This is a genomic window from Methylobacterium sp. E-012 (assembly GCF_057836545.1).
The window spans coordinates 1,597,670-1,615,013 of the sequence record NZ_JBYQEY010000001.1 but is presented as its reverse complement, the minus strand read 5'-3'; the positions used below and the strand labels follow the sequence as shown (position 1 = coordinate 1,615,013).

Annotated in this window: 23 protein-coding genes; 12 read left to right on the top strand and 11 right to left on the bottom strand. The window is 71.8% G+C overall.

Features of this window, described 5'->3' with window-relative positions:
* Positions 1–146: 146 nt before the first annotated feature.
* Complete coding sequence (locus AC3IF1_RS07660; protein WP_489216962.1) at positions 147–947, bottom strand: AraC family transcriptional regulator; 801 nt, start codon at positions 945–947, stop codon at positions 147–149.
* A 62-nt stretch (positions 948–1,009) separates the two neighbouring features.
* Between AC3IF1_RS07660 and AC3IF1_RS07655 the strand changes: the two genes are divergently transcribed.
* Positions 1,010–2,206 carry an MFS transporter gene (locus tag AC3IF1_RS07655; RefSeq protein WP_489216960.1) on the top strand — a complete coding sequence of 399 codons (1,197 nt, stop codon included), beginning with the start codon at positions 1,010–1,012 and terminating at the stop codon, positions 2,204–2,206.
* A gap of 28 nt (positions 2,207–2,234) precedes the next feature.
* On the opposite strand, the gene AC3IF1_RS07650 is transcribed toward AC3IF1_RS07655, so the two are convergent.
* Both AC3IF1_RS07650 and AC3IF1_RS07645 read right to left on the bottom strand, forming a co-directional pair.
* Positions 2,235–2,609: an antibiotic biosynthesis monooxygenase family protein gene (locus tag AC3IF1_RS07650; RefSeq protein WP_243964750.1), complete on the bottom strand. Its 375-nt coding sequence runs from the start codon at positions 2,607–2,609 to the stop codon at positions 2,235–2,237.
* Between the two features lies 1 nt (position 2,610).
* A complete protein-coding gene (locus tag AC3IF1_RS07645) occupies positions 2,611–3,126 on the bottom strand; it encodes a MarR family winged helix-turn-helix transcriptional regulator (protein ID WP_409564761.1) in 516 nt (171 codons plus the stop codon).
* Between the two features lie 180 nt (positions 3,127–3,306).
* Here AC3IF1_RS07645 and AC3IF1_RS07640 point away from each other — a divergent pair, with 180 nt between their 5' ends.
* A complete protein-coding gene (locus tag AC3IF1_RS07640) occupies positions 3,307–3,810 on the top strand; it encodes a GNAT family N-acetyltransferase (RefSeq protein ID WP_243964752.1) in 504 nt (167 codons plus the stop codon).
* A gap of 3 nt (positions 3,811–3,813) precedes the next feature.
* Here AC3IF1_RS07640 and AC3IF1_RS07635 read toward each other — a convergent pair whose 3' ends face one another.
* On the bottom strand, positions 3,814–4,995 hold the full coding sequence (locus AC3IF1_RS07635) for a multidrug effflux MFS transporter (protein WP_243964753.1): 1,182 nt from the start codon (positions 4,993–4,995) through the stop codon (positions 3,814–3,816).
* A 795-nt stretch (positions 4,996–5,790) separates the two neighbouring features.
* A complete protein-coding gene (locus AC3IF1_RS07630) occupies positions 5,791–6,768 on the bottom strand; it encodes a c-type cytochrome (RefSeq protein ID WP_243964754.1) in 978 nt (325 codons plus the stop codon).
* Positions 6,769–7,091: 323 nt separating this feature from the next.
* Between AC3IF1_RS07630 and AC3IF1_RS07625 the strand changes: the two genes are divergently transcribed.
* Both AC3IF1_RS07625 and AC3IF1_RS07620 read left to right on the top strand, forming a co-directional pair.
* Positions 7,092–7,835 carry a 3-deoxy-manno-octulosonate cytidylyltransferase gene (locus tag AC3IF1_RS07625; RefSeq protein ID WP_489216955.1) on the top strand — a complete coding sequence of 248 codons (744 nt, stop codon included), beginning with the start codon at positions 7,092–7,094 and terminating at the stop codon, positions 7,833–7,835.
* A gap of 23 nt (positions 7,836–7,858) precedes the next feature.
* Positions 7,859–8,716, top strand: coding sequence for a prephenate dehydratase (locus AC3IF1_RS07620; RefSeq protein WP_489216953.1), 858 nt, complete (start codon positions 7,859–7,861; stop codon positions 8,714–8,716).
* Positions 8,717–8,774: 58 nt separating this feature from the next.
* On the opposite strand, the gene AC3IF1_RS07615 is transcribed toward AC3IF1_RS07620, so the two are convergent.
* The 3 genes from AC3IF1_RS07615 to AC3IF1_RS07605 all read right to left on the bottom strand — a co-directional run bounded on the left by AC3IF1_RS07615 (position 8,775) and on the right by AC3IF1_RS07605 (position 10,236).
* On the bottom strand, positions 8,775–9,161 hold the full coding sequence (locus AC3IF1_RS07615) for a type II toxin-antitoxin system HicB family antitoxin (RefSeq protein ID WP_489220347.1): 387 nt from the start codon (positions 9,159–9,161) through the stop codon (positions 8,775–8,777).
* A 52-nt stretch (positions 9,162–9,213) separates the two neighbouring features.
* Entirely contained in the window at positions 9,214–9,378 is a 165-nt protein-coding gene (locus AC3IF1_RS07610; RefSeq protein ID WP_243964758.1) for a type II toxin-antitoxin system HicA family toxin, read from the bottom strand.
* Between the two features lie 132 nt (positions 9,379–9,510).
* On the bottom strand, positions 9,511–10,236 hold the full coding sequence (locus tag AC3IF1_RS07605; protein ID WP_243964759.1) for a tyrosine-protein phosphatase: 726 nt from the start codon (positions 10,234–10,236) through the stop codon (positions 9,511–9,513).
* Positions 10,237–10,433: 197 nt separating this feature from the next.
* Here AC3IF1_RS07605 and AC3IF1_RS07600 point away from each other — a divergent pair, with 197 nt between their 5' ends.
* From AC3IF1_RS07600 to AC3IF1_RS07585, 4 genes are all read left to right on the top strand, one after another.
* A complete protein-coding gene (locus tag AC3IF1_RS07600) occupies positions 10,434–10,940 on the top strand; it encodes a GNAT family N-acetyltransferase (RefSeq protein ID WP_489216950.1) in 507 nt (168 codons plus the stop codon).
* 110 nt (positions 10,941–11,050) lie between these two features.
* Positions 11,051–11,584 (top strand): inorganic diphosphatase, encoded by a 534-nt coding sequence (ppa, locus tag AC3IF1_RS07595; protein WP_243964762.1) that lies wholly within the window; start codon positions 11,051–11,053, stop codon positions 11,582–11,584.
* 122 nt (positions 11,585–11,706) lie between these two features.
* On the top strand, positions 11,707–11,988 hold the full coding sequence (locus tag AC3IF1_RS07590; protein ID WP_489216948.1) for a hypothetical protein: 282 nt from the start codon (positions 11,707–11,709) through the stop codon (positions 11,986–11,988).
* Between the two features lie 135 nt (positions 11,989–12,123).
* Positions 12,124–12,336, top strand: a complete 213-nt coding sequence (locus AC3IF1_RS07585; protein WP_489216946.1) for a hypothetical protein — start codon at positions 12,124–12,126, stop codon at positions 12,334–12,336.
* Positions 12,337–12,364: 28 nt separating this feature from the next.
* On the opposite strand, the gene AC3IF1_RS07580 is transcribed toward AC3IF1_RS07585, so the two are convergent.
* Both AC3IF1_RS07580 and AC3IF1_RS07575 read right to left on the bottom strand, forming a co-directional pair.
* On the bottom strand, positions 12,365–12,529 hold the full coding sequence (locus AC3IF1_RS07580) for a hypothetical protein (RefSeq protein WP_489216944.1): 165 nt from the start codon (positions 12,527–12,529) through the stop codon (positions 12,365–12,367).
* A 94-nt stretch (positions 12,530–12,623) separates the two neighbouring features.
* Positions 12,624–13,142, bottom strand: a complete 519-nt coding sequence (locus tag AC3IF1_RS07575) for an META domain-containing protein (protein WP_489216941.1) — start codon at positions 13,140–13,142, stop codon at positions 12,624–12,626.
* Between the two features lie 221 nt (positions 13,143–13,363).
* Here AC3IF1_RS07575 and AC3IF1_RS07570 point away from each other — a divergent pair, with 221 nt between their 5' ends.
* The 4 genes from AC3IF1_RS07570 to AC3IF1_RS07555 all read left to right on the top strand — a co-directional run bounded on the left by AC3IF1_RS07570 (position 13,364) and on the right by AC3IF1_RS07555 (position 16,053).
* Complete coding sequence (locus AC3IF1_RS07570; protein WP_243964767.1) at positions 13,364–13,687, top strand: helix-turn-helix domain-containing protein; 324 nt, start codon at positions 13,364–13,366, stop codon at positions 13,685–13,687.
* 190 nt (positions 13,688–13,877) lie between these two features.
* Positions 13,878–14,615, top strand: a complete 738-nt coding sequence (locus AC3IF1_RS07565) for a PIG-L deacetylase family protein (protein WP_489216939.1) — start codon at positions 13,878–13,880, stop codon at positions 14,613–14,615.
* Positions 14,612–15,205: an SAM-dependent methyltransferase gene (locus tag AC3IF1_RS07560; protein WP_489216937.1), complete on the top strand. Its 594-nt coding sequence runs from the start codon at positions 14,612–14,614 to the stop codon at positions 15,203–15,205. The genes AC3IF1_RS07565 and AC3IF1_RS07560 overlap by 4 nt, the downstream gene beginning before the upstream one ends.
* On the top strand, positions 15,202–16,053 hold the full coding sequence (locus tag AC3IF1_RS07555) for a glycosyltransferase family 2 protein (protein WP_489216935.1): 852 nt from the start codon (positions 15,202–15,204) through the stop codon (positions 16,051–16,053). Before AC3IF1_RS07560 ends, AC3IF1_RS07555 begins: the two co-directional genes overlap by 4 nt.
* Positions 16,054–16,136: 83 nt before the next feature.
* Here AC3IF1_RS07555 and AC3IF1_RS07550 read toward each other — a convergent pair whose 3' ends face one another.
* Entirely contained in the window at positions 16,137–17,108 is a 972-nt protein-coding gene (locus tag AC3IF1_RS07550) for an HpcH/HpaI aldolase/citrate lyase family protein (RefSeq protein WP_243964771.1), read from the bottom strand.
* Positions 17,109–17,344 lie beyond the last annotated feature (236 nt).

Sequence of the window (17,344 nt, the reverse complement as noted above, 5' to 3'; positions counted from 1 at the left end):
GCACGATGTCGACAGCCTCGCCCGCGGGATCGCCTGGCTCCGCACGCAAGGACGGCGGCACCAGAACCGGCGGCCGGGACGGGTACGTACCCTCGGTCGCCACGCCGCGCGGTCGAAACGGGATCGCTTCTCCGTGCCGACACGGATCAGGCGGGCGGTTGGCGGGCACCCGCCGGCCCCAGCAGCCGCATCACCGTGCTCCGAAGCGCCTGCCCGCTCCGGTAGCCCACCGCCGCCGCCACCGCCCGGGGCGGCCGCCCCTCGGCCGTGAGGGCGAGCGCCCGGATCACCCGGGCCCGGGCCCGCCAGTCGCCGAAGCTCAGGCCCGTCTCGGCCCGGAATCCCCGGGTCAGCGTCCGCCGGCTCGCCCCGGCCCGGTCGGCCCAGGCATCGAGATCCGCCTCGGAGGCCGGATCCGCGATGAGGCCGAGGCAAACCCGGCGCAGGCGCGGATCGCGCGGCAGCGGCAGGGTGAGCGGCGTCGCCGGGGCGCGGCCGATCTCGTCGAGGACCAGCGCGGCGAGATGGCCGCCGCGGCCGTCGACCGCGTAGAGCACCGGCTCCTCTGCCAGGGCCACCAGGGCGGCCGCCAGCAAGGGCGATACCGCCACCACCCGGCAGGTGTCGGGGAAGGTCGTGACCACGGCCCGGTCGAGATAAGCCGTGCACAGGGCCACGGGCCCGTGCGCGACCGTAGCGTGCGGCAGGCAGGCGGGAATCCAGAGGGCGTGACCCTCCGGAACGACCCAGGTGCCGTCCTCGGCCGAAGCGGTCATCAGCCCCGCCGTGGCGTAGAGCAGCTGCGCGCGGGAATGGTGGTGCAGCCCGGTCTCGCTTCCCGCCGCCAGGGGCTTGCGGACGACCGCGACCGGGCGGGGCACGTGCTGATAGTCGGCCGCCGCAGTCGAGCGCGGCACCGCCGTCGAGAATGGCCCGTTCGCATCCATATCCGGCCCGACACCGCCATCGGGCCAGGCTATCAGGGTCGGATCCCGGAGGATACGCCGCGATGGATCCCACAACCCTGTCCCGCCGCACCCTGCGCTTCGTCAACGTCGCGCACGCCCTCGACCATTTCGTGCTGCTGATCTACCCGACGGCGGTCATCGCCATCGCGGCCCAGACGGGGCTCGGCTACGGCGAGCTGATCGGGCTGGCCACCGGCGCCTTCGTGGCCTTCGGCCTGTGCTCCCTGCCGATGGGCTCGCTGGCCGACCGGTTCGGGCGGCGCACCATGCTGGCCCTGTTCTTCTTCGGCTACGGCCTGTCCTGCCTCGGCGTGGCGAGCGCCTCGACCCCGCTCGGCTTCGCCCTGTGGCTCTGCGTGCTCGGCCTCGCCTCGGCGATCTACCACCCGGTCGGCTCGGCCATGCTGGTGACCCATGCGAGCCGGCTCGGGCGTGATCTCGGCCTCAACGGCGTCTGGGGGAATCTCGGCGCGGCCTCGGCCTCGGGCGTCACCGCCCTGCTGGCCGCAACGGTCGGATGGCGCGCGGCCTTCGTGGTCCCGGGCCTCGTCTGCCTCGCCTGCGGCGCCGCCTTCGTGGCTTTGGTGCCGGGCGACGGCGAGGCTTCGGCCAAGAAGGCCGGCGGCGCGGCGGTGATCCCGGTGACCCGGCCCTGGGCGCTGATGGCGATGTTCGCCGTGGCGATCTTCGCGGGCGGCCTGACCTTCAACCTGACGACGATCAGCCTGCCCAAGGTCATCGACGAGGGTGTCGGCCACGCGCTGCCCCTGGCGCTGATCGGGTCGCTCGCCACCGTGGTGTTCCTGTTCGGGGGCCTGATGCAGCTCGCCATGGGCCGGCTGATCGACCGCTACAGCCTGCCGGCGCTGTTCGTGGCGCTCTCGATCCTGCAACCGTTAGGCCTGGGGATCGCCGCGCTCTCCACCGGCCTGCCGCTGCTCGCCGGGCTCGTGCTGGCCATGACGGCGATCTATGGGCAGGTGGTGATCAACGACGCGATGATCGCCCGCTACGTGCCACCCGCCTACCGGGCGCGGGCCTACAGCGTGCGCTACTTCGTGGGCTTCACGGCGAGCGGCTTCGTGGTACCGGCCATCGCGGTGCTCCACGACCGCGGCGGCTTCGCCCTGGTGCTCGGCATCGCGGCCGCCTGCGGCGCGGTGATCTGGCTCTCGGCGCTGGGCTTCCTGAAGCTGACGCAGGCCGGCGCACGGCCTGCCCTGGCGGCGGCGGAGTAGCGGCGGCGCCGGAGGGCGCGGCCCGGTCTCAAGCGACGCAGATGCCTGGAACGGCGATCGGCCGGAACAGGTGCGGGCTGACCGTCGCGCCCTCGGGATAGGCGGCGAGCTGCGCCCGGAATTCCGGATTCGCGAACGCCGCCCGGAACTGGGCGACCGATTCCCACACGGCGTAGTTCAGGAACGCGCCGCTGCCGGCGATGCCGCGATGCAGCTGGGTCGAGATGAACCCCGGCTGCCGCTTCATGACCGCAGCGTCGGCCCGCCATGCGGCCAGCAAGCGGTCGGCCTCCGCGGGCGGCACGACGAAGGTGTTGACGAGGACGACGGGTCCGTCCGTGCCGCCATCCTTGAGCTGATCCTCCAGCGTTACGGTGCGGTCGGTCTCGATGAATGTCGGCATGTCAGCACGTCTCCAGGGTGTCCGGTGCGGTGGCGGGGGACGGATCGGGACCGGCGAGGCGAGCCCGTAGGGCACGCAGGAGACCGTCGGCGGCCTCGATGATCTCGGGCGGCAGGTCGGCGGCCAGGGCATCCGCCCAGGTTTCCTGGCGCCGGCTCGCAGCGCGGTAGGCGGCCTCGCCCGGCTCCGTCATCCTCACCAGCGCGGCGCGCCGATGGTGGGGGTTCGGCTCCAGGCGAACGAGACCGTCCGCGCGCAGCTCGTCGACGGAGCGTTGGACGGCCTGCCGGGTCAATCCCATGGTGCGGGCGAGGTGCGCCACGGGCAGCGGGGCCGGCGCCAGTGCGATGGCCCCCAGCACCTGCCAGCGGGCGCTGGTCAGCCCGAGATCCGCGACCAGGGCGTCGCCGGAGGCGAGCAGCACGCCGTTCAGCCGAAACACGTCGAGAATCAGGTCCGTCAGCGCTGCGCGGCGACGGCTCCGGACTTCGGCACTGGGGGCGCCCGCTTGCCTCATGGCGGCCATCCTACAAGAAGGCATCAAGCTGTCAATTTGACAATGTGTTGTCAAATTGACAGGTCGGTTCCGGGGCGTCCGGCCATCCCGGGCCGTGAAGTGGCGCCGGACCGCCGCTGCCGTTTGCCGGGCCGTGCCGACGCTGCTACGCGGCCATCGTCCGACCCCGTGAGCCTGCCCGTGACCTCCCTCTCCCTCGTCATCCGGCCCGAGCGGCCGGAGGACGCCCCCGCCATCGCCCGGCTCCAGGGCCGGGCCTTCGGCCCGGGCCGCTTCGCCCGCGCCGCCTATCGCCTGCGCGAGGGGGCGGCCGAGCGGCGGGACCTCGGTGTCACCGCGTCGGTGGGCAGCTTCCTCGTCGGCTCGGTGCGGATGGGCCCGGTGCGGACCGGTCCGACGCGCTTCGTGATGCTCGGCCCCCTGGCGGTGGATCCGAGCTTCGCGGGCCGCGGCATCGGCACCGCCCTGGCCCGCGCGGCGATCGAGGCGGCCCGGCAGGCGGGCGAGGGGCTGGTGCTCCTCGTGGGAGACGCGCCCTACTACGCCCGCTTCGGCTTCGCGCCGGTGCCGCCGGGGCGGCTGGCCCTGCCGGGCCCGGTCGATCCGGCGCGCCTCCTGTGGCTGGAACTCACCGACGGGTTCCGCGACGGCGTCTCCGGCCTCGTGGAACCGGTGCGCGCCTGAGGGTCAGGCCCGCCGGAGCGCCAGGGCCGCGATCAGGCCGGCGGCCAGCAGCGCCAGCGCCACCGGCGTGGCCGTGGTCGCGGGCCAGGCGGAGGCGGCGGCCGTGAACAGCGCCCCGAAGGTCATCTGCGTGAAGCCGTACAGGCTGGAGGCGGAGCCGGCCGCGTGCGGATCGACGTTCATCAGGCCCGCCACCGCGTTCGGGCTGAGCAGGCCGACGCCGACCGCGTAGGCGAAGAGCGGCGCGATCAGGCTGACGACGCCGAGCTGGCCGGTCCGATCGACGAGCAGCAGGGCCAAGGCCGCGGCGATGCAGAGGAGATTGCCGCGGCGCGCCGCCCTGCGGATCGGCACCCGCGCGGCGAGGCGGCTGGCCAGCATCGCTCCGCCAACCATGCCGAACACCACCATCAGGCAATCGAACCCGACCTCCTGGGAGGAGCGGCCGAGCCGGTCCACGAGCAGGAACGGCGCCACCGCCAGGAACGCGTAGAGGCTCGTGCCGCCGCAGGCCCCCGCCACCAGGTAGGCGCGGAACACCGGGATCCGCACCAGCCGCAGGTAGCCGGCCAGCACCGCGACGAAGCCGGGCAGCGCGACCTTGTGCCGGTTGGTCTCGGGCAGTCTGAACACCACCAGGGCCCCCAGCACGGCCACGAGGCCGGCGAGCACAACGAACACGGCCCGCCAGCCGAAGGCCTCGTTCACGACCCCGCCGATCGCCGGCGCCAGCGCCGGGGTGAGGGTCATCGCCGTGGTGAGAATCGCGAGTTTCCGGGCTGCATCCTCGCGGGTGGAGACGTCGCGCACCATCGCCCGGCCGATCACCAGGGAGCCGCAGGCCCCGAGGGACTGAAGCACCCGTGCCACCAGCAGCACGCCGATATTCGGCGCCGGGATCGCCAGCAGCAGCCCGGCGAGATAGAGGCCGAGGCCCCCGATCAGGATCGGGCGCCGCCCGTACCGGTCTGAGAGCGGACCGTAGAGCAGCTGGCCGCCCGCGAGTCCGATCAGGTAGACCGTGATGGTGAGCTGTGCGCCGGCCGCATTGGTGCCGAGATCCGCGGCCACGGCGGCGAGCGCCGGCACGAAGATGTGCAGCGCGACTGTTCCGGTCATGGTCACGGCGACCAGCAGCGGCAGGGGCGCTGGGCGCTCCCCGGAACTGAGACTTCGCTCTGGCAAGGCCACTCCTTCACGGTTCTCCGACCCGGCCGAATGGTGGGTCGCGGCCGCCGAAAGGCAAAGGTCGGGCCCGGCGCCCCGCGCCCTGCGCCGGATCGAGGGCCGGCGCGCCGGACCGCATGGCATCGGCGGAGTGCGGGGTGCCGATCCGCCTGCCGATCGCAACGGCCGGGACGCCGGGCTTCGAGCCGGTTGCGAAGCCGGGTCGGGAACCGGGCGGGGCCCTGCAGGAAAGTTACGGGGCTCTGGCGTCCTGTATCCGCCCCGATGCGGCGACCGGCCCGCGCGGCGCTCGCCGGTGCCGAGCCGGTGGCGCCCGTCGAGCCAGGCCTGTCACGGCGTTTCCGGAGGTGCTGGGACACCGGCCAGACGCGCTCTCCTTCCCACATGAGCCAGGATGGTCACATCTCGGCTCGGGACGGCGCGACAGGCCCCCCGGGACAGGGGACCCACGGCCCTCATCCAGCACCCATGTGCCCCCCAGATCGATCCGTGAATCCGCAAGTCCACAAGGAGAAGAGGCACCACGCTGCTGTCTGACAATGTTGCAGCCGGAATCGCGATTCCCGCACCCAGCGCGAACACCTTGGAAACAGGGCCCGTCGAGCCTTTGGCCCACGGGATCCGGCGGCGCGCACCGTCCCCTGCGGCTGGGACCATCGCTCCGGGTCAAAGGGCCGAGATCACCGGCGCGGATCCGCGGTTGCAATCAGACGGCGTGCCCAGGCGAATCAGGCGGGATGCGTTCGCCACTTGATCGCTGCAGCCCAGTGCCGCCCGCGCACCGGTGCGGCCCTACGGCTTCGGCGCGTTCGGGTCCTTGCTCGGGACGGTGATGTTGAGATCCTTCGCCCGGTCGACCGCCTCGGGATTGGCCTGCGCGGGCGGCTCCTTGGCGGCCGGCGCCGCGGGGGCGGTCGGCTCGGCGGGGATCGCGCTGGACGGCTGGCCCTGCTGGTCGCCGTCATGGGCGCCGGCCGGTGGCGACGGCGCATTGCGGTCGCTGGACTCGCTGGGTGCGCGGGGGCTGCCGGGGGATTTCTCCTCGACCGGCTTGGCCGTGCTGGTATCCGCCGGCTTGGCCGGGCTGTCCTTGCCCTCGGACGCCTTGGAGGCTGCCGGCTTGGCGGCGGTCGGCTTGTCGGCCGGTGTCTCCGCGGGCTTGGCCTCCGCGGGTTCAGCGGCCGCGGGCTTGGCCGCCGCGGGGGCGGCCGCAGGTGCCGGCGCCTCGGTCTTCTCGACGGCCGGCAGCGGCTTCGGATCCTCCGCGTTCGAGCGCAGGTAGGCGATGACGTTGGCGCGCTCCTGGGGCGAGGCGATCCCGGCGAAGGCCATCTTGGTGCCCTTCACGTACCCCTTCGGATTGGTGAGGAACTCGTCGAGTTCCGCGTAGGTCCAGGCGCCGCCCTTCTCCTTCATGGCCGCGGAATACTCGAAGCCCGGATGCGCCCCCTTCGGCCGCTCGACGACACCGTACAGGGCCGGCCCGACCTTGTTCGGTCCGCCCTTCTCGAAGTTGTGGCAGGCATGGCAGGCCTTGGTGCCGGCCTCACCCTTCTCGACATTGGCGCTGGCGAGGCGGACCGCGATCGGCTCGACCTTGGCCTCCGGGGCGGCCTCAGCGGTCTTCGGCTCCGGCTCGGGCAGGTCGTAGCCGGCCTTGCCCGCCGGCCGCGGGTGGTAGATCAACTCGGCGACGAAACCCGATCCGGCCGCGAACAGCAGGGCGCCGAGGACCGCGCCCAGGACCTTGTTCACCTCGAACGCGTTCATGCTCTACTCGCGTCTCGACCCGGGCCCGTCGCGCGCCTGATCACGAGCGAGCGCATTCGGACGCCAGACATTTGGAAGATTTCGAAGTTGCCTTAGCCGTTCGCAGCGGCACCTGACAATGCCGGCGGCGGCCCCCGCGGCGCTGCAGCGCAGAATTATGCCGGTGAATCGTCAAGCTTGTCACCGAACGGCATCTTTTCGCCATTCGGGTTCTCCGGCTCTGGGGGACGACAACGGGGGGCCAGCCTGATAAGCAGCCGGCCCCGCATGCGGTGCGGCCGTCCGGCCCTTGCCCGCGCTGCGAATCGTCGGGTCCGAACGCGATGTCCGATCCCCTGGTCCTGATCCCCGCGCGTCTCGCGGCGACCCGCCTGCCGAACAAGCCGCTGGCCGACATCGCCGGCGAGCCGATGATCGTCCATGTCTGGCGGCGCGCGGTCGCGGCCGGGATCGGCCCCGTGGTGGTGGCCACCGACGCGGCGGAGATCGCCCGGGTCGTGGAGGCGGCGGGCGGCATCGCCGTGATGACCCGGGCCGACCACCCGTCGGGCTCGGACCGGCTCGCCGAGGCCCTGGAGAGCGTCGATCCGGAGGGCCGCCACGACGTGGTCGTCAACGTGCAGGGTGACCTGCCGACCATCGACCCGGCGATCATCGGCGCGGCCATCCTGCCGCTGGCCGACCGCACCGTCGACATCGTCACCCTCTGCGCGGCCATCACCGATCCGCACGAGGCCGACAACCCGAACGTGGTCAAACTCGTCGGCCACCATGTCGGCCCCAAGCGGCTGCGCGCCCTCTATTTCACCCGCGCCCGCGCCCCCTGGGGCGACGGGCCGCTCTGGCACCATATCGGCCTCTACGCCTACCGGCGCACGGCGCTCGGCCGCTTCGTCGCCCTGCCCCCGGGCGAGCTGGAGCAGCGGGAGAAGCTGGAGCAGCTGCGGGCGCTCGAGGCCGGCATGCGCATCGACGCCGTCATCGTCGACGATCTGCCGCTCGGCGTCGACACCCAAGCCGACCTGGACCGCGCCCGCGCCCTGCTCCGGGGCCGGCGCCTGAACTGACCTCGCGAACGAATCCCACCGCCATGACCGACCGCACCATCGCCTATCAGGGGGAGCCCGGGGCCAACTCGCACATCATCTGCGCGGAGGCGTATCCGGACTGGACGCCCCTGCCCTGTCCCACCTTCGAGGATGCCTTCGCGGCGGTCACGGAGGGCCGGGCCCGGCGGGCGATGATCCCGATCGAGAATTCGATCGCGGGCCGCGTCGCCGACATCCATCACCTGATCCCGACCTCGCCCCTGCACATCGTCGCCGAGCACTTCCTGCCGATCCATTTCCAGCTGATGGTGCTGCCCGGCGCTTCGGCCGACGGGTTGCGCAGCGTCCACAGCCACGTCCACGCCCTGGGCCAGTGCCGGCGGCTCATCCGCCGCCTGGGCCTCAAGGCCGTGGTCGCGGGCGACACCGCCGGCGCGGCCCGGGAGATCGCGGAATTGGGTGATCCGAGCCGGGCCGCGCTGGCGCCGGCGCTGGCCGCCGCGGTCTACGGCCTCGACATCCTGGAGCGGGACGTGGAGGACGAGGCGCACAACACCACCCGCTTCGTGGTGCTCTCCCCGGAGGCCGACCCGGTCGCCCCCGGGACGGAGCCGTGCGTGACGAGCTTCGTGTTCCGCGTCCGCAACATCCCGGCGGCCCTCTACAAGGCGCTGGGCGGCTTCGCGACGAACGGCGTCAACATGTCGAAGCTCGAGAGCTACATGATGGACGGCGAGTTCACCGCCACCCAGTTCTACGCCGAGGTCGACGGCCATCCCGAGGATCCGGGCCTCAGCCGGGCCCTCGACGAGCTCGGCTTCTTCTCCCGCGAGGTGCGGGTGATCGGCACCTACAGGGCCCACCCCTTCCGCGAGGCGGCGCGGCCGGCGGCGGAGTGACGTAGCGTCTGCCCGCGCATCGCCCCGAAAGCCGGCAACCAGCTTCCGCAGCGATGCGCTAACTGCCAGCGGCGCTGACCAGAGCCGCCTCGATGAAGGCCGAACGGCTGAGGCCCCGGGCTTCAGCCGCCTCGTCGGTCAGCCGCAGCAATCCCTTATCGATCATGATGTTGACGCGCACGCGCTCGCCCGGAACCCGCCGCGGGGCGATGAGCTGGACCATGGCGTCCTCCAGTTCCTCCGCCACGGACGGATCCGCACGGAGCTCCGCCAGCGTGCGCGCAGGCGGCGGTGCCAGCCCGTCCGTGATCAGCATGGCGAGATGGCCGGACAGGGCCTCGCGCGCCGACTCGGCCGCCACCTCGAAGCTCGTACCTGCCGACACACATCCCGGAACGTCCGGGAACGTGACGCCCCACTCGGAGACGCCGGCTGGCGGATGCATGAGACCAATATAGCCGTTCATGTCTGTTTGCCTCTGCCCGTGGAAACAAACTCTAGAGACCGGCCGCCTTCAGGATGGCCTTGACCGTCTTCGGGTGCATGTCTTTCTTGGGATGCGGGATAGTGATCTTTCCAGGCTTGGACGGATGCTTGAAATGCCGATGGCTTCCGGTCGTCGAATGCCAAACCCAGCCCGCGCCCTCGAGCGTGCGGATCAAGTCTTTCGAGTCCACGCCGCCCCCGCACGCGTCACCCTTGGCCCGCCGCACCCGGCAACCCGGTGAGAATGTGGAACGGGTGTGTAATCCTTGCAAGATGTCGGCGCATCTGATGGCCGAGACCCGTGAGGCTCACTCCCGCCGCAGCAGCCGGTCCGCGGCGAGGTCCGACCAGAAGCCCGGCCGGAAGTCGCGCTTGAGCGCCTCTGGATCGTAGATCGTCTCGACCCAGGTCAGGAAGTCGATCCCCTGCGCCTCGCCCTCGGCGCGGTAGCGGGCGAAGAACGCGTCGAGGATGCCGGTCTTGGCGAAGCGGAGATGGCCGTAGCGGGCCGAGAGCTGCCGGGCCGCCTCGGCGACCGGGCGGCCCTCGTGCAGGATCAGGTAGAGGGCCGAGGCGAGGCCGGCCCGGTCGGCGCCCGATTTGCAATGCATCACGGCCGGGTACTCGATGCCCGCGAAGAACGCCTTGGCGCCCAGGATGGTCGCCCGGTCCGGCGCCTCCCGGGAGCGCAGCACGAACTCCACGAGCCTCAGCCCGTGGCGCTCGCAGGCCTCCCGCTGCAGCGGCCACGATCCGTGCTCGCGGCCGCCGCGGAGCGAGATGACCGTGCGCACGCCCTCGGCCCGGAAACGCGCGAGCTGGTGCGGGCCGGGCTGGGCCGAGCGCCACAGCGCCCCCGTGCCGACCCGGTGCCGGTTGAGATAGGCCAGGCGGAACACGCCATGGTCGATCAGCAGCATGTTGGCCCAGGCCTTCAGCCGGTCGCCGGGGCCGGCGATCGGCCGCTCGAAGCGGGCGATTCGGGCCATGCGCCGCGCGTAGCGCGTCTCGGGCTTGAGGAAGCGGTTGAACAAGGCCGTGCTGCCGCGGGGAACGAGCGCCGGGCTCTATCAGCCGGCCGAGGGGCCGGCAATTCACCGCCGAACCGGCCGCGCCCCGTGGCCGCCTGGGTTTCGGCGCCGTTCTTGCCTTCACTCCGCCCGGATCGGCATCGAACCTGGGCGGACCGCGCGGGTTATCCGTCGGTCGGATGAGGGGAGGCCGGAAGCCCATGAGCACGCGCACCACGAGCATCCGCCGGGCCCGCGAGGCCGATCTCGGCGACTTGTCCAAGGTGTTCGATGCGTCCTGGCGCGAGGCCTATCGCGGGATCATTCCGGGCGTCGCCCTGGAGCGCCTGATCGCCGATCGGGACCGGGCGTGGTGGCGCGGCGCCCTGCGTCGCGGGCGGCCGATCGCCGTGGTGGAGACGGCCGATCGGGTCGTCGGCTACGCGGCCTATGGACGGACGCGCAGCCGCAGCCTCGGCACCGAGGCCGAGATCGACGAGTTGTATCTCCTTCCCGAATACCAGGGCGTCAGCCTGGGCCGGCGCCTGTTCCGGGCGGTCCGCAACGATCTCGGCGATCACGGCCTGACGCGGCTCGGCGTGTGGAGCCTGGAGGACAATGCCCGCGCCGGCGCCTTCTACGAGGGGCTCGGGGGCCGGCCCGGCCCGCGGGTGCTCGATCGCATGGCCGGAATCGCCCTGCCCAAGGTCGGCTTCCTGTTCGGCTAACGTTTTCCGGCACTCGTTGCCGGAGCGCGGCGACGACGGATTTGCAAGTTCCGGCGGCGTCTCTAAGAGGTCTGGGAAACTCAGAAGCCCGGATCCGGAAGCGACACGCCATGAAGATCGACGCCATCCCGCTCGGCAAGAAGCCGCCTCACGACGTCAACGTGATCATCGAGGTGCCCCTCGGGGGCGAGCCGATCAAGTACGAGATGGACAAGGAATCCGGCGCGCTGGTCGTCGACCGGTTCCTGTACACGCCGATGTTCTACCCGGGGAATTACGGCTTCATCCCCCACACCCTGTCGGGCGACGGCGACCCCTGCGACGTGCTGGTCGCCAACACCCGCGCCGTGCTGCCGGGGGCGATCATCAGCGCGCGGCCCGTGGGCGTCATGGTGATGCAGGACGAGGGCGGCGAGGACGAGAAGGTCATCGCGGTGCCCTCGCGCCACCTGACCAAGCGCTACGACCGGGTCGAGAACTACACCGACCTCCCCGAGATCACGATCCAGCAGATCCAGCACTTCTTCGAGCACTACAAGGACCTGGAACCCGGCAAGTGGGTCAAGTTCGTCCGCTGGGGCGACAAGGAGGAGGCCCACCGGCTGATCGAAGAGGCGATCGAGCGGGCGAAGGCCAAGGCGTAAGCCGCGTCCACGGGCATCGTCCCCCCGGGCCGGCGGCAGCGATCGCCGGCCGCCGGCATGGCAGGGTGCGACCGCCAATGCTAAGGCTGCCGCCGCGCGCGAGGCGCGGATGGAGTTTACGGATGGCCCGGCTGCGCGCATCGATCGGCCTCGTCGGGCTCCTGCTGAGCCAGGGCGCCGCGACGGCCGCGGATCTGGGTGCGGTTGCGCCGCCGCTCGACGGCTTCCGGGCCAGTTGCGAGGATCTCGGGACCTTCTGCTTCGCCGATGCCTGCGGCCGCGATCAGATCGAGGCCGCCGAGAGCTGCCGGGCGCGCTGCCCGAGCGCGGCGATCATGAGCGTGGTCCCGGCCGCCTGCCGCCCGCTCGAGGCGCCGGTCACCGTCCTGCGCCGGCGCGGCTGAGGACGCGCCGCGCCCCGAGATCGAGCAGCGACAGGGTCCCGGCGCGAAAAATCAACGGCCCGCGGCAACGAATCGCGGCACGCGGCATTGACCATGTTCGACGTGTTGATCGACAGATGATGAGGGTGCGGTCAGATGCTCGCGAACGCGCGCGGTGCCCGCAAGCGAATGATGCGGACGAGTGATCTTCAACCACCCCGGGCGGGATTGAACGCGGACCCGGTCCTGTACGGTGTCGCCGCGGGCTTGGCGACGCTGTTTCCGCCGGTGACGATGCCGAAGGCGGCGGCCGAGCCGGCCCGCGCCGACGCGCAGGATACGTCCGAGGAGCCCTCCGGCGCCCCGTGATCGGAGCGTGACGAGACGGCTCGTGCCGTCAGGTCGCGAGCCGGACGACGAGGAGCAGGGTGGCCAGCACCGGCACGGTGGCGGCGAGCCACAGGGCACCGGGGTGGAACCCGTCCGGGCCCGTGGATCGCGGGCTCCGCATCACCCCGGGGCGCAGGTCGACGCCGCGCCCGATACCGATCCCGATTGGCATCCGTCACCTCCGCAATACTGGAGGCGTGATGCTCTAAAGTCCCCAAGACGGTCTGAATCGGCGCCCGCCTTCGTCCGACGTGGTGAACGGGCCCTTAAAGGGCGCGGTCGAACTTCAGTTCGCCGTTCGGGCTCTTGAGCACCAGTTGAGAGCCGACCAGGTCCCACACCGCCGAGGTGCGCAGGGCGACGAAGAAGGCCTGTTCGGTGGCCGCCAAGCCCTTGTCGCAGCTCTTCTTGGTGAGCGCGAGCGGGCCCACGGCGATGTGCTGCTCCTTGAGCGGGAAGGCGGTGGCCGCGAAGGTGTTGCAGCCGCCGTAGCCGCGGGCGCGGTACTGCTTGTCGATGATGAAGCTCGGCCGGTCCCCGCCGGTGAACGGTTTGCCGTTGAGGCTGACGGCCGTCCAGGTGGAATCCAGCGGGAAGATCTTCTCGCTGGCCTTCGCCCCCGGGACGTATTGAGGCTTCTTCTCGTCCTCGCCGCCGGGACGACGGTTGCCCTTGCCGAATCCGGTGGGAGACCCGCCCCCCATCTGGGCCTGCGCCTGCGTCGCCGCGGACAGGTCCGCGACCAGAACGGCACAGGCCAAGGTCGCGATCAGCGCCCCTCTCATCGTTCAGTCCCCATGTCGCGCGCTCCGCGCGCAGGCCATTCCGGATCCGGATATCCCGCGCCCGCCGCGCGGGACCGCCCCCCAAGGGGCGGTTCCGAATCCATGCGCCTTGGCGGATGCGACAGGAATTCAGCACAATTATGGTCGGGCCTCGCCGCGACCGCCCGGAAACGATCCGCGCCGGCGGCCGTTGTCGAACATCGCGGATCGGGAGAGTGACCTTGGCAGGATCGGACGAGGGCCCGCAGAGCGGGGCGAGCGCGCGCGCGATGAGTCCGGCGCAGTCGCGGGCGGCCCGGGGGCTGCTCGGATGGTCCGAGGCGGATCTGGCCGCGAAGGTCGGTCTCGACGAGCGCTTCGTGCGCGATTTCGAGGGCGGCTACGGCGATGCGCCGAGCGGGCAGATCGAGGCCGTACGGAGTGCGCTCGGCGCGGCCGGGGTGGTCTTCACCGAGTCGCCCACCCCCGGCGTCCATCTGGCGAGCGAGTCGGGCACCGACGAGGGGACCCGTCTCGGCGGGCTCACCACCGAGAACGATCGGTGAAGTTCCGTCTCGACAGGCCACGACGGCCAGCCGAACGCGCCGCTCATGGCGCGTTCAGGCGCCCGGTCCGATAGCCGGGGGGCACGAACCCGCGTGCCGCCCCGGAGCGATCCGTGACCTCTCTCCCCCGTCTTCCGTCCCGGAGCGCCGCGCGTTCCGCGACCCTCCCCGCCCAAACGGCGTCCCGCTGATGCGCGCCGACGCCTTCCTGGCGGCCGCCGAGGCCCTGCCCGTGGCGAGCCTCGACACGCTGGTCGGGGATGGCGGCCTGGTGGTCGTCGCGCCGCATCCCGACGACGAGAGCCTCGGCTGCGGCGGCCTGATCGCGGCCGCGCGGGCGGACGGGCGGCGCGTACATCTCGTCGTGATCAGCGACGGCTGCGGCTCGCACACGCATTCCCGCCTTTACCCGCCCGAAACGCTGCGCGCCCTGCGCGAGGCGGAGACCGTGCGGGCTGCGGCGATCCTCGGGCTCGGGGCGGAGGACGTGACCTTTTTGCGCCTGCCCGACGCGCACGTGCCGAGCGATGGGCCGGTCGCCGAGGCCGCCGCCGCGGCGGTCGCGCAGGCCGCCGCCGCCTGCGGCGCCGGCGCAGCTTTCGTAACTTGGCGGAACGACCCGCATTGTGATCACAGGGCGGCCGCCGCCATCGTCGCCCTGGCCCGGCCACGGATGCCGGGGGTGCGGGTCTACGAGTATCCGGTCTGGGGCTGGACCCTGCCGTCCGGGACCGAGGTCGGCGCGGCGCCGGAGGGTCTGCGCCTCGACGTCACCGCCTACCGCGAGACCAAGGCCCGCGCGGTCGCGGCGCACGAATCGCAGATCACGGACCTGATCTCGGACGATCCGGAGGGCTTCCGGCTCGAGCCCGACATGATCGCCCGGCTCTGCGGCCCCTACGAACGCTTCGTGGCAATCCCCGCATGAACCGCCGGACCGAGACCCTGCCGGACGATTACTTCGCCGGGATGTACGCCAGCGATCCGGATCCCTGGGGCTTCACGACCTCGGCCTACGAGCGCGATAAATACGCAGCGACGCTGGCCGCCCTGCCCCGGGCGCACTACCAGACGGCCTTCGAGCCGGCCTGCTCGATCGGCGTCTTCACCCGCGCCCTCTCCGAGCACTGCGACCGGCTGCTCGCCACCGAGCTGGTCCCGGCGGCGGCCCAGGCGGCCCGGGCCCGCTGCGCCGACCGGCTGGGCATCGAGATCCGCCAGGGCGCGGTGCCGGCCGACTGGCCGGTCGGCCAATTCGACCTGATCGTGTTCGGCGAAGTCCTGTACTTCCTCGCAGCCCCGGACCTGTCCGAGGTTGTGCGCCGGACCGGCGCGGCGATCGCACCCGGGGGCGATCTCGTTCTGGTGCACTGGCTCGGCGAGACCGACTATCCGCAATCCGGCGACGGGGCCGCCGAGGCGTTCATCCGGCTCGCCGCGCCCTTCGCCCGGGTCCTGCACCAGTCGCGGACGGCGGCGTATCGGATCGACGTCCTGCGCGCTGGACCCGTTCCGTGAGCACGGCCATCATCACCCTCAACAAGGGCCGGCGGCCGCACCTCATCCGCCTGCTCGAAGGGCTCGGCCGCGGCGCGCCGCCCGATGCCGCGATCGTCGTGGAGATCGGTGGCGACGATGCGCCCCTGCCCGCCCTGCCCTTCCCGGTGGAGCGCGTGCCCTTCCCGCGGGACGGCCTGCCGCTCGCGGCGGCGCGCAACGCCGGGCGCCGGGCGACGACGGCCGACACGCTGATCTTCCTCGACGTGGACTGCATCCCCTCGGCGGGGCTCGTGGGCGGCCTGTCGCGGGCGGCGGCCGAACACGACGGCCTGATCTGCTGCGCCATCGGCTACCTGCCGGCCGGTGCGGTCGGCGATGGCTGGCACGAGGCCGACCTGGAGCGGCTCGGGCAGCCGCATCCGGTGCGGGCCTTTCCGCCGCCGGGCGTGGTGGCGCCGGCGCCGCAGCCGGGCCTGTTCTGGTCGCTGGCCTTCGCGGTGCGCGCCGCCACCTATGACCGACTCGGCGGCTTCGACGAGGATTTTTCCGGCTATGGGGCCGAGGACACCGACTTGGCGTTCAGGGCCGACGCGGCCGGGGTGCCGATCCTGTTCCTCGGCGGCCCGAAGGCCTACCACCAGCATCACCCGGGCTTCGACCCGCCGCTCCAGCATTTTCGCGACATCGTCGCCAATGCCGGCCGCTTCCACGCCCGGCACGGGCTCTGGCCGATGGACGGCTGGCTCGACGGCTTCGCCCGGCTCGGCCTGATCGCGGCGGACTGGCGCGCGGGGATCGTGATCCACCGCGACCCGACGCCGGACGAGATGGCGGCGGCACGGCTGCCGGACGACCGGCCGTTCTGAGGCGACCGGCGTTCCTCGCCGTCCCTGCGCGCGGAGGGACGGCCCCCGGGATGGTCCCGGGATCCGCCCTCGCGGTTTGGGCCTCAGCCCTTCATGGCATCCGCCTTCTCGATCAGCGCCTCGGCCATGCGGATCGAGGCGATGTCGATCAGGCGGCCGTCGAGGGAGACGGCGCCGCGGCCGGCCTTGGCGGCCTCTTCCATGGCCTCGAGGATGCGGCGGGCCTTGGTCACCTCGGCCTCGGACGGGGTGAAGACCTGGTTGGCCAGATCGATCTGGCTCGGGTGGATCGCCCACTTGCCTTCGAAGCCGAGCGCCGCGCAGCGCCGGGCCGCCGAGGTGTAGCCGTCAGGGTCGGAGAAATCGCCGAACGGGCCGTCGATCGGGCGCAGGCCGTAGGCGCGGCAGGCGATCAGCATCCGGTTCTGGGCGAACAGCCACGGGTCCTGCCAGTGGGTCTGGCGGTTGCCGCCCTCGTCCTTGTCGGTGAGCACCGAGAAGTCCGGGTTCACGCCGCCGATCACCGTGGAGCGGGCGCGGGTCGAGGCGGCGTAGTCGGCGACGCCGAACGACATCGCCTCCAGGCGCTTCGACGACTGGGCGATCGCCTCGACATTGGCCATGCCGAGGGCGGTCTCGATCAGCACCTCGAAGCCGAGCTTCTTCTCGCGCTTCTTGGCCTGCTCGATCTGGGTGACCAGCACGTCGATGGCGTAGACGTCCTGAGGCACGCCGACCTTGGGGATCAGCACCATGTCGAGCCGCGGACAGGCTTCGACGATGTCGACCACGTCGCGGTACATGTAGTGGGTGTCGAGACCGTTGATGCGGATCATCATGGTCTTGCTGCCCCAATCCAGGTCGTTGAGCGCCTGGATGATGTTGGTGCGGGCCTTCTCCTTGTCGTCGGGGGCGACGGCGTCTTCCAGATCGAGGAAGATCACGTCGGCGGCCGAGGAGGTCGCCTTCTCCATGAAGGTCGGGTTCGAGCCCGGGACGGCGAGTTCCGAGCGGTGCAGGCGGGCCTTGGCCTGCTGGATCAGGGTGAAGCTCATCTTGGGTTCTCTCTCCTGGTGACGGTTCTGATGCCGTTGCGGGATGCAATCCCGTTCATCGGCGGCAAATGGCGCGCGTAGGGTTCCCTGACAGGGCGCGGCGATGCGTTTCGGTCTGCTCCATCGGCTCATGACACCCGCGCGTCCCCCTCCCCCCTCTGCGGGGGAGGGTGGCCCCTGCGTCAGCAGGGGTCGGGAGAGGGGAACCCGGGTTCCGGATAAGGCGCGACTGTCGG

What these genes read in the sequence shown, in the direction of transcription:
- AC3IF1_RS07560 (WP_489216937.1), top strand. Translation starts at nt 14,612, where the DNA reads ATGAACCGCCGGACCGAGACCCTGCCGGACGATTACTTCGCCGGGATG.
- AC3IF1_RS07625 (WP_489216955.1), top strand. Translation starts at nt 7,092, where the DNA reads ATGTCCGATCCCCTGGTCCTGATCCCCGCGCGTCTCGCGGCGACCCGC.
- AC3IF1_RS07550 (WP_243964771.1), bottom strand. Translation starts at nt 17,108, where the DNA reads ATGAGCTTCACCCTGATCCAGCAGGCCAAGGCCCGCCTGCACCGCTCG.
- AC3IF1_RS07655 (WP_489216960.1), top strand. Translation starts at nt 1,010, where the DNA reads ATGGATCCCACAACCCTGTCCCGCCGCACCCTGCGCTTCGTCAACGTC.
- AC3IF1_RS07660 (WP_489216962.1), bottom strand. Translation starts at nt 947, where the DNA reads ATGGATGCGAACGGGCCATTCTCGACGGCGGTGCCGCGCTCGACTGCG.
- AC3IF1_RS07645 (WP_409564761.1), bottom strand. Translation starts at nt 3,126, where the DNA reads ATGAGGCAAGCGGGCGCCCCCAGTGCCGAAGTCCGGAGCCGTCGCCGC.
- AC3IF1_RS07580 (WP_489216944.1), bottom strand. Translation starts at nt 12,529, where the DNA reads ATGCCAATCGGGATCGGTATCGGGCGCGGCGTCGACCTGCGCCCCGGG.
- AC3IF1_RS07600 (WP_489216950.1), top strand. Translation starts at nt 10,434, where the DNA reads ATGAGCACGCGCACCACGAGCATCCGCCGGGCCCGCGAGGCCGATCTC.
- AC3IF1_RS07620 (WP_489216953.1), top strand. Translation starts at nt 7,859, where the DNA reads ATGACCGACCGCACCATCGCCTATCAGGGGGAGCCCGGGGCCAACTCG.
- AC3IF1_RS07565 (WP_489216939.1), top strand. Translation starts at nt 13,878, where the DNA reads ATGCGCGCCGACGCCTTCCTGGCGGCCGCCGAGGCCCTGCCCGTGGCG.
- AC3IF1_RS07650 (WP_243964750.1), bottom strand. Translation starts at nt 2,609, where the DNA reads ATGCCGACATTCATCGAGACCGACCGCACCGTAACGCTGGAGGATCAG.
- AC3IF1_RS07615 (WP_489220347.1), bottom strand. Translation starts at nt 9,161, where the DNA reads ATGCATCCGCCAGCCGGCGTCTCCGAGTGGGGCGTCACGTTCCCGGAC.
- AC3IF1_RS07585 (WP_489216946.1), top strand. Translation starts at nt 12,124, where the DNA reads ATGCTCGCGAACGCGCGCGGTGCCCGCAAGCGAATGATGCGGACGAGT.
- AC3IF1_RS07590 (WP_489216948.1), top strand. Translation starts at nt 11,707, where the DNA reads ATGGCCCGGCTGCGCGCATCGATCGGCCTCGTCGGGCTCCTGCTGAGC.
- AC3IF1_RS07630 (WP_243964754.1), bottom strand. Translation starts at nt 6,768, where the DNA reads ATGAACGCGTTCGAGGTGAACAAGGTCCTGGGCGCGGTCCTCGGCGCC.
- AC3IF1_RS07575 (WP_489216941.1), bottom strand. Translation starts at nt 13,142, where the DNA reads ATGAGAGGGGCGCTGATCGCGACCTTGGCCTGTGCCGTTCTGGTCGCG.
- ppa (WP_243964762.1), top strand. Translation starts at nt 11,051, where the DNA reads ATGAAGATCGACGCCATCCCGCTCGGCAAGAAGCCGCCTCACGACGTC.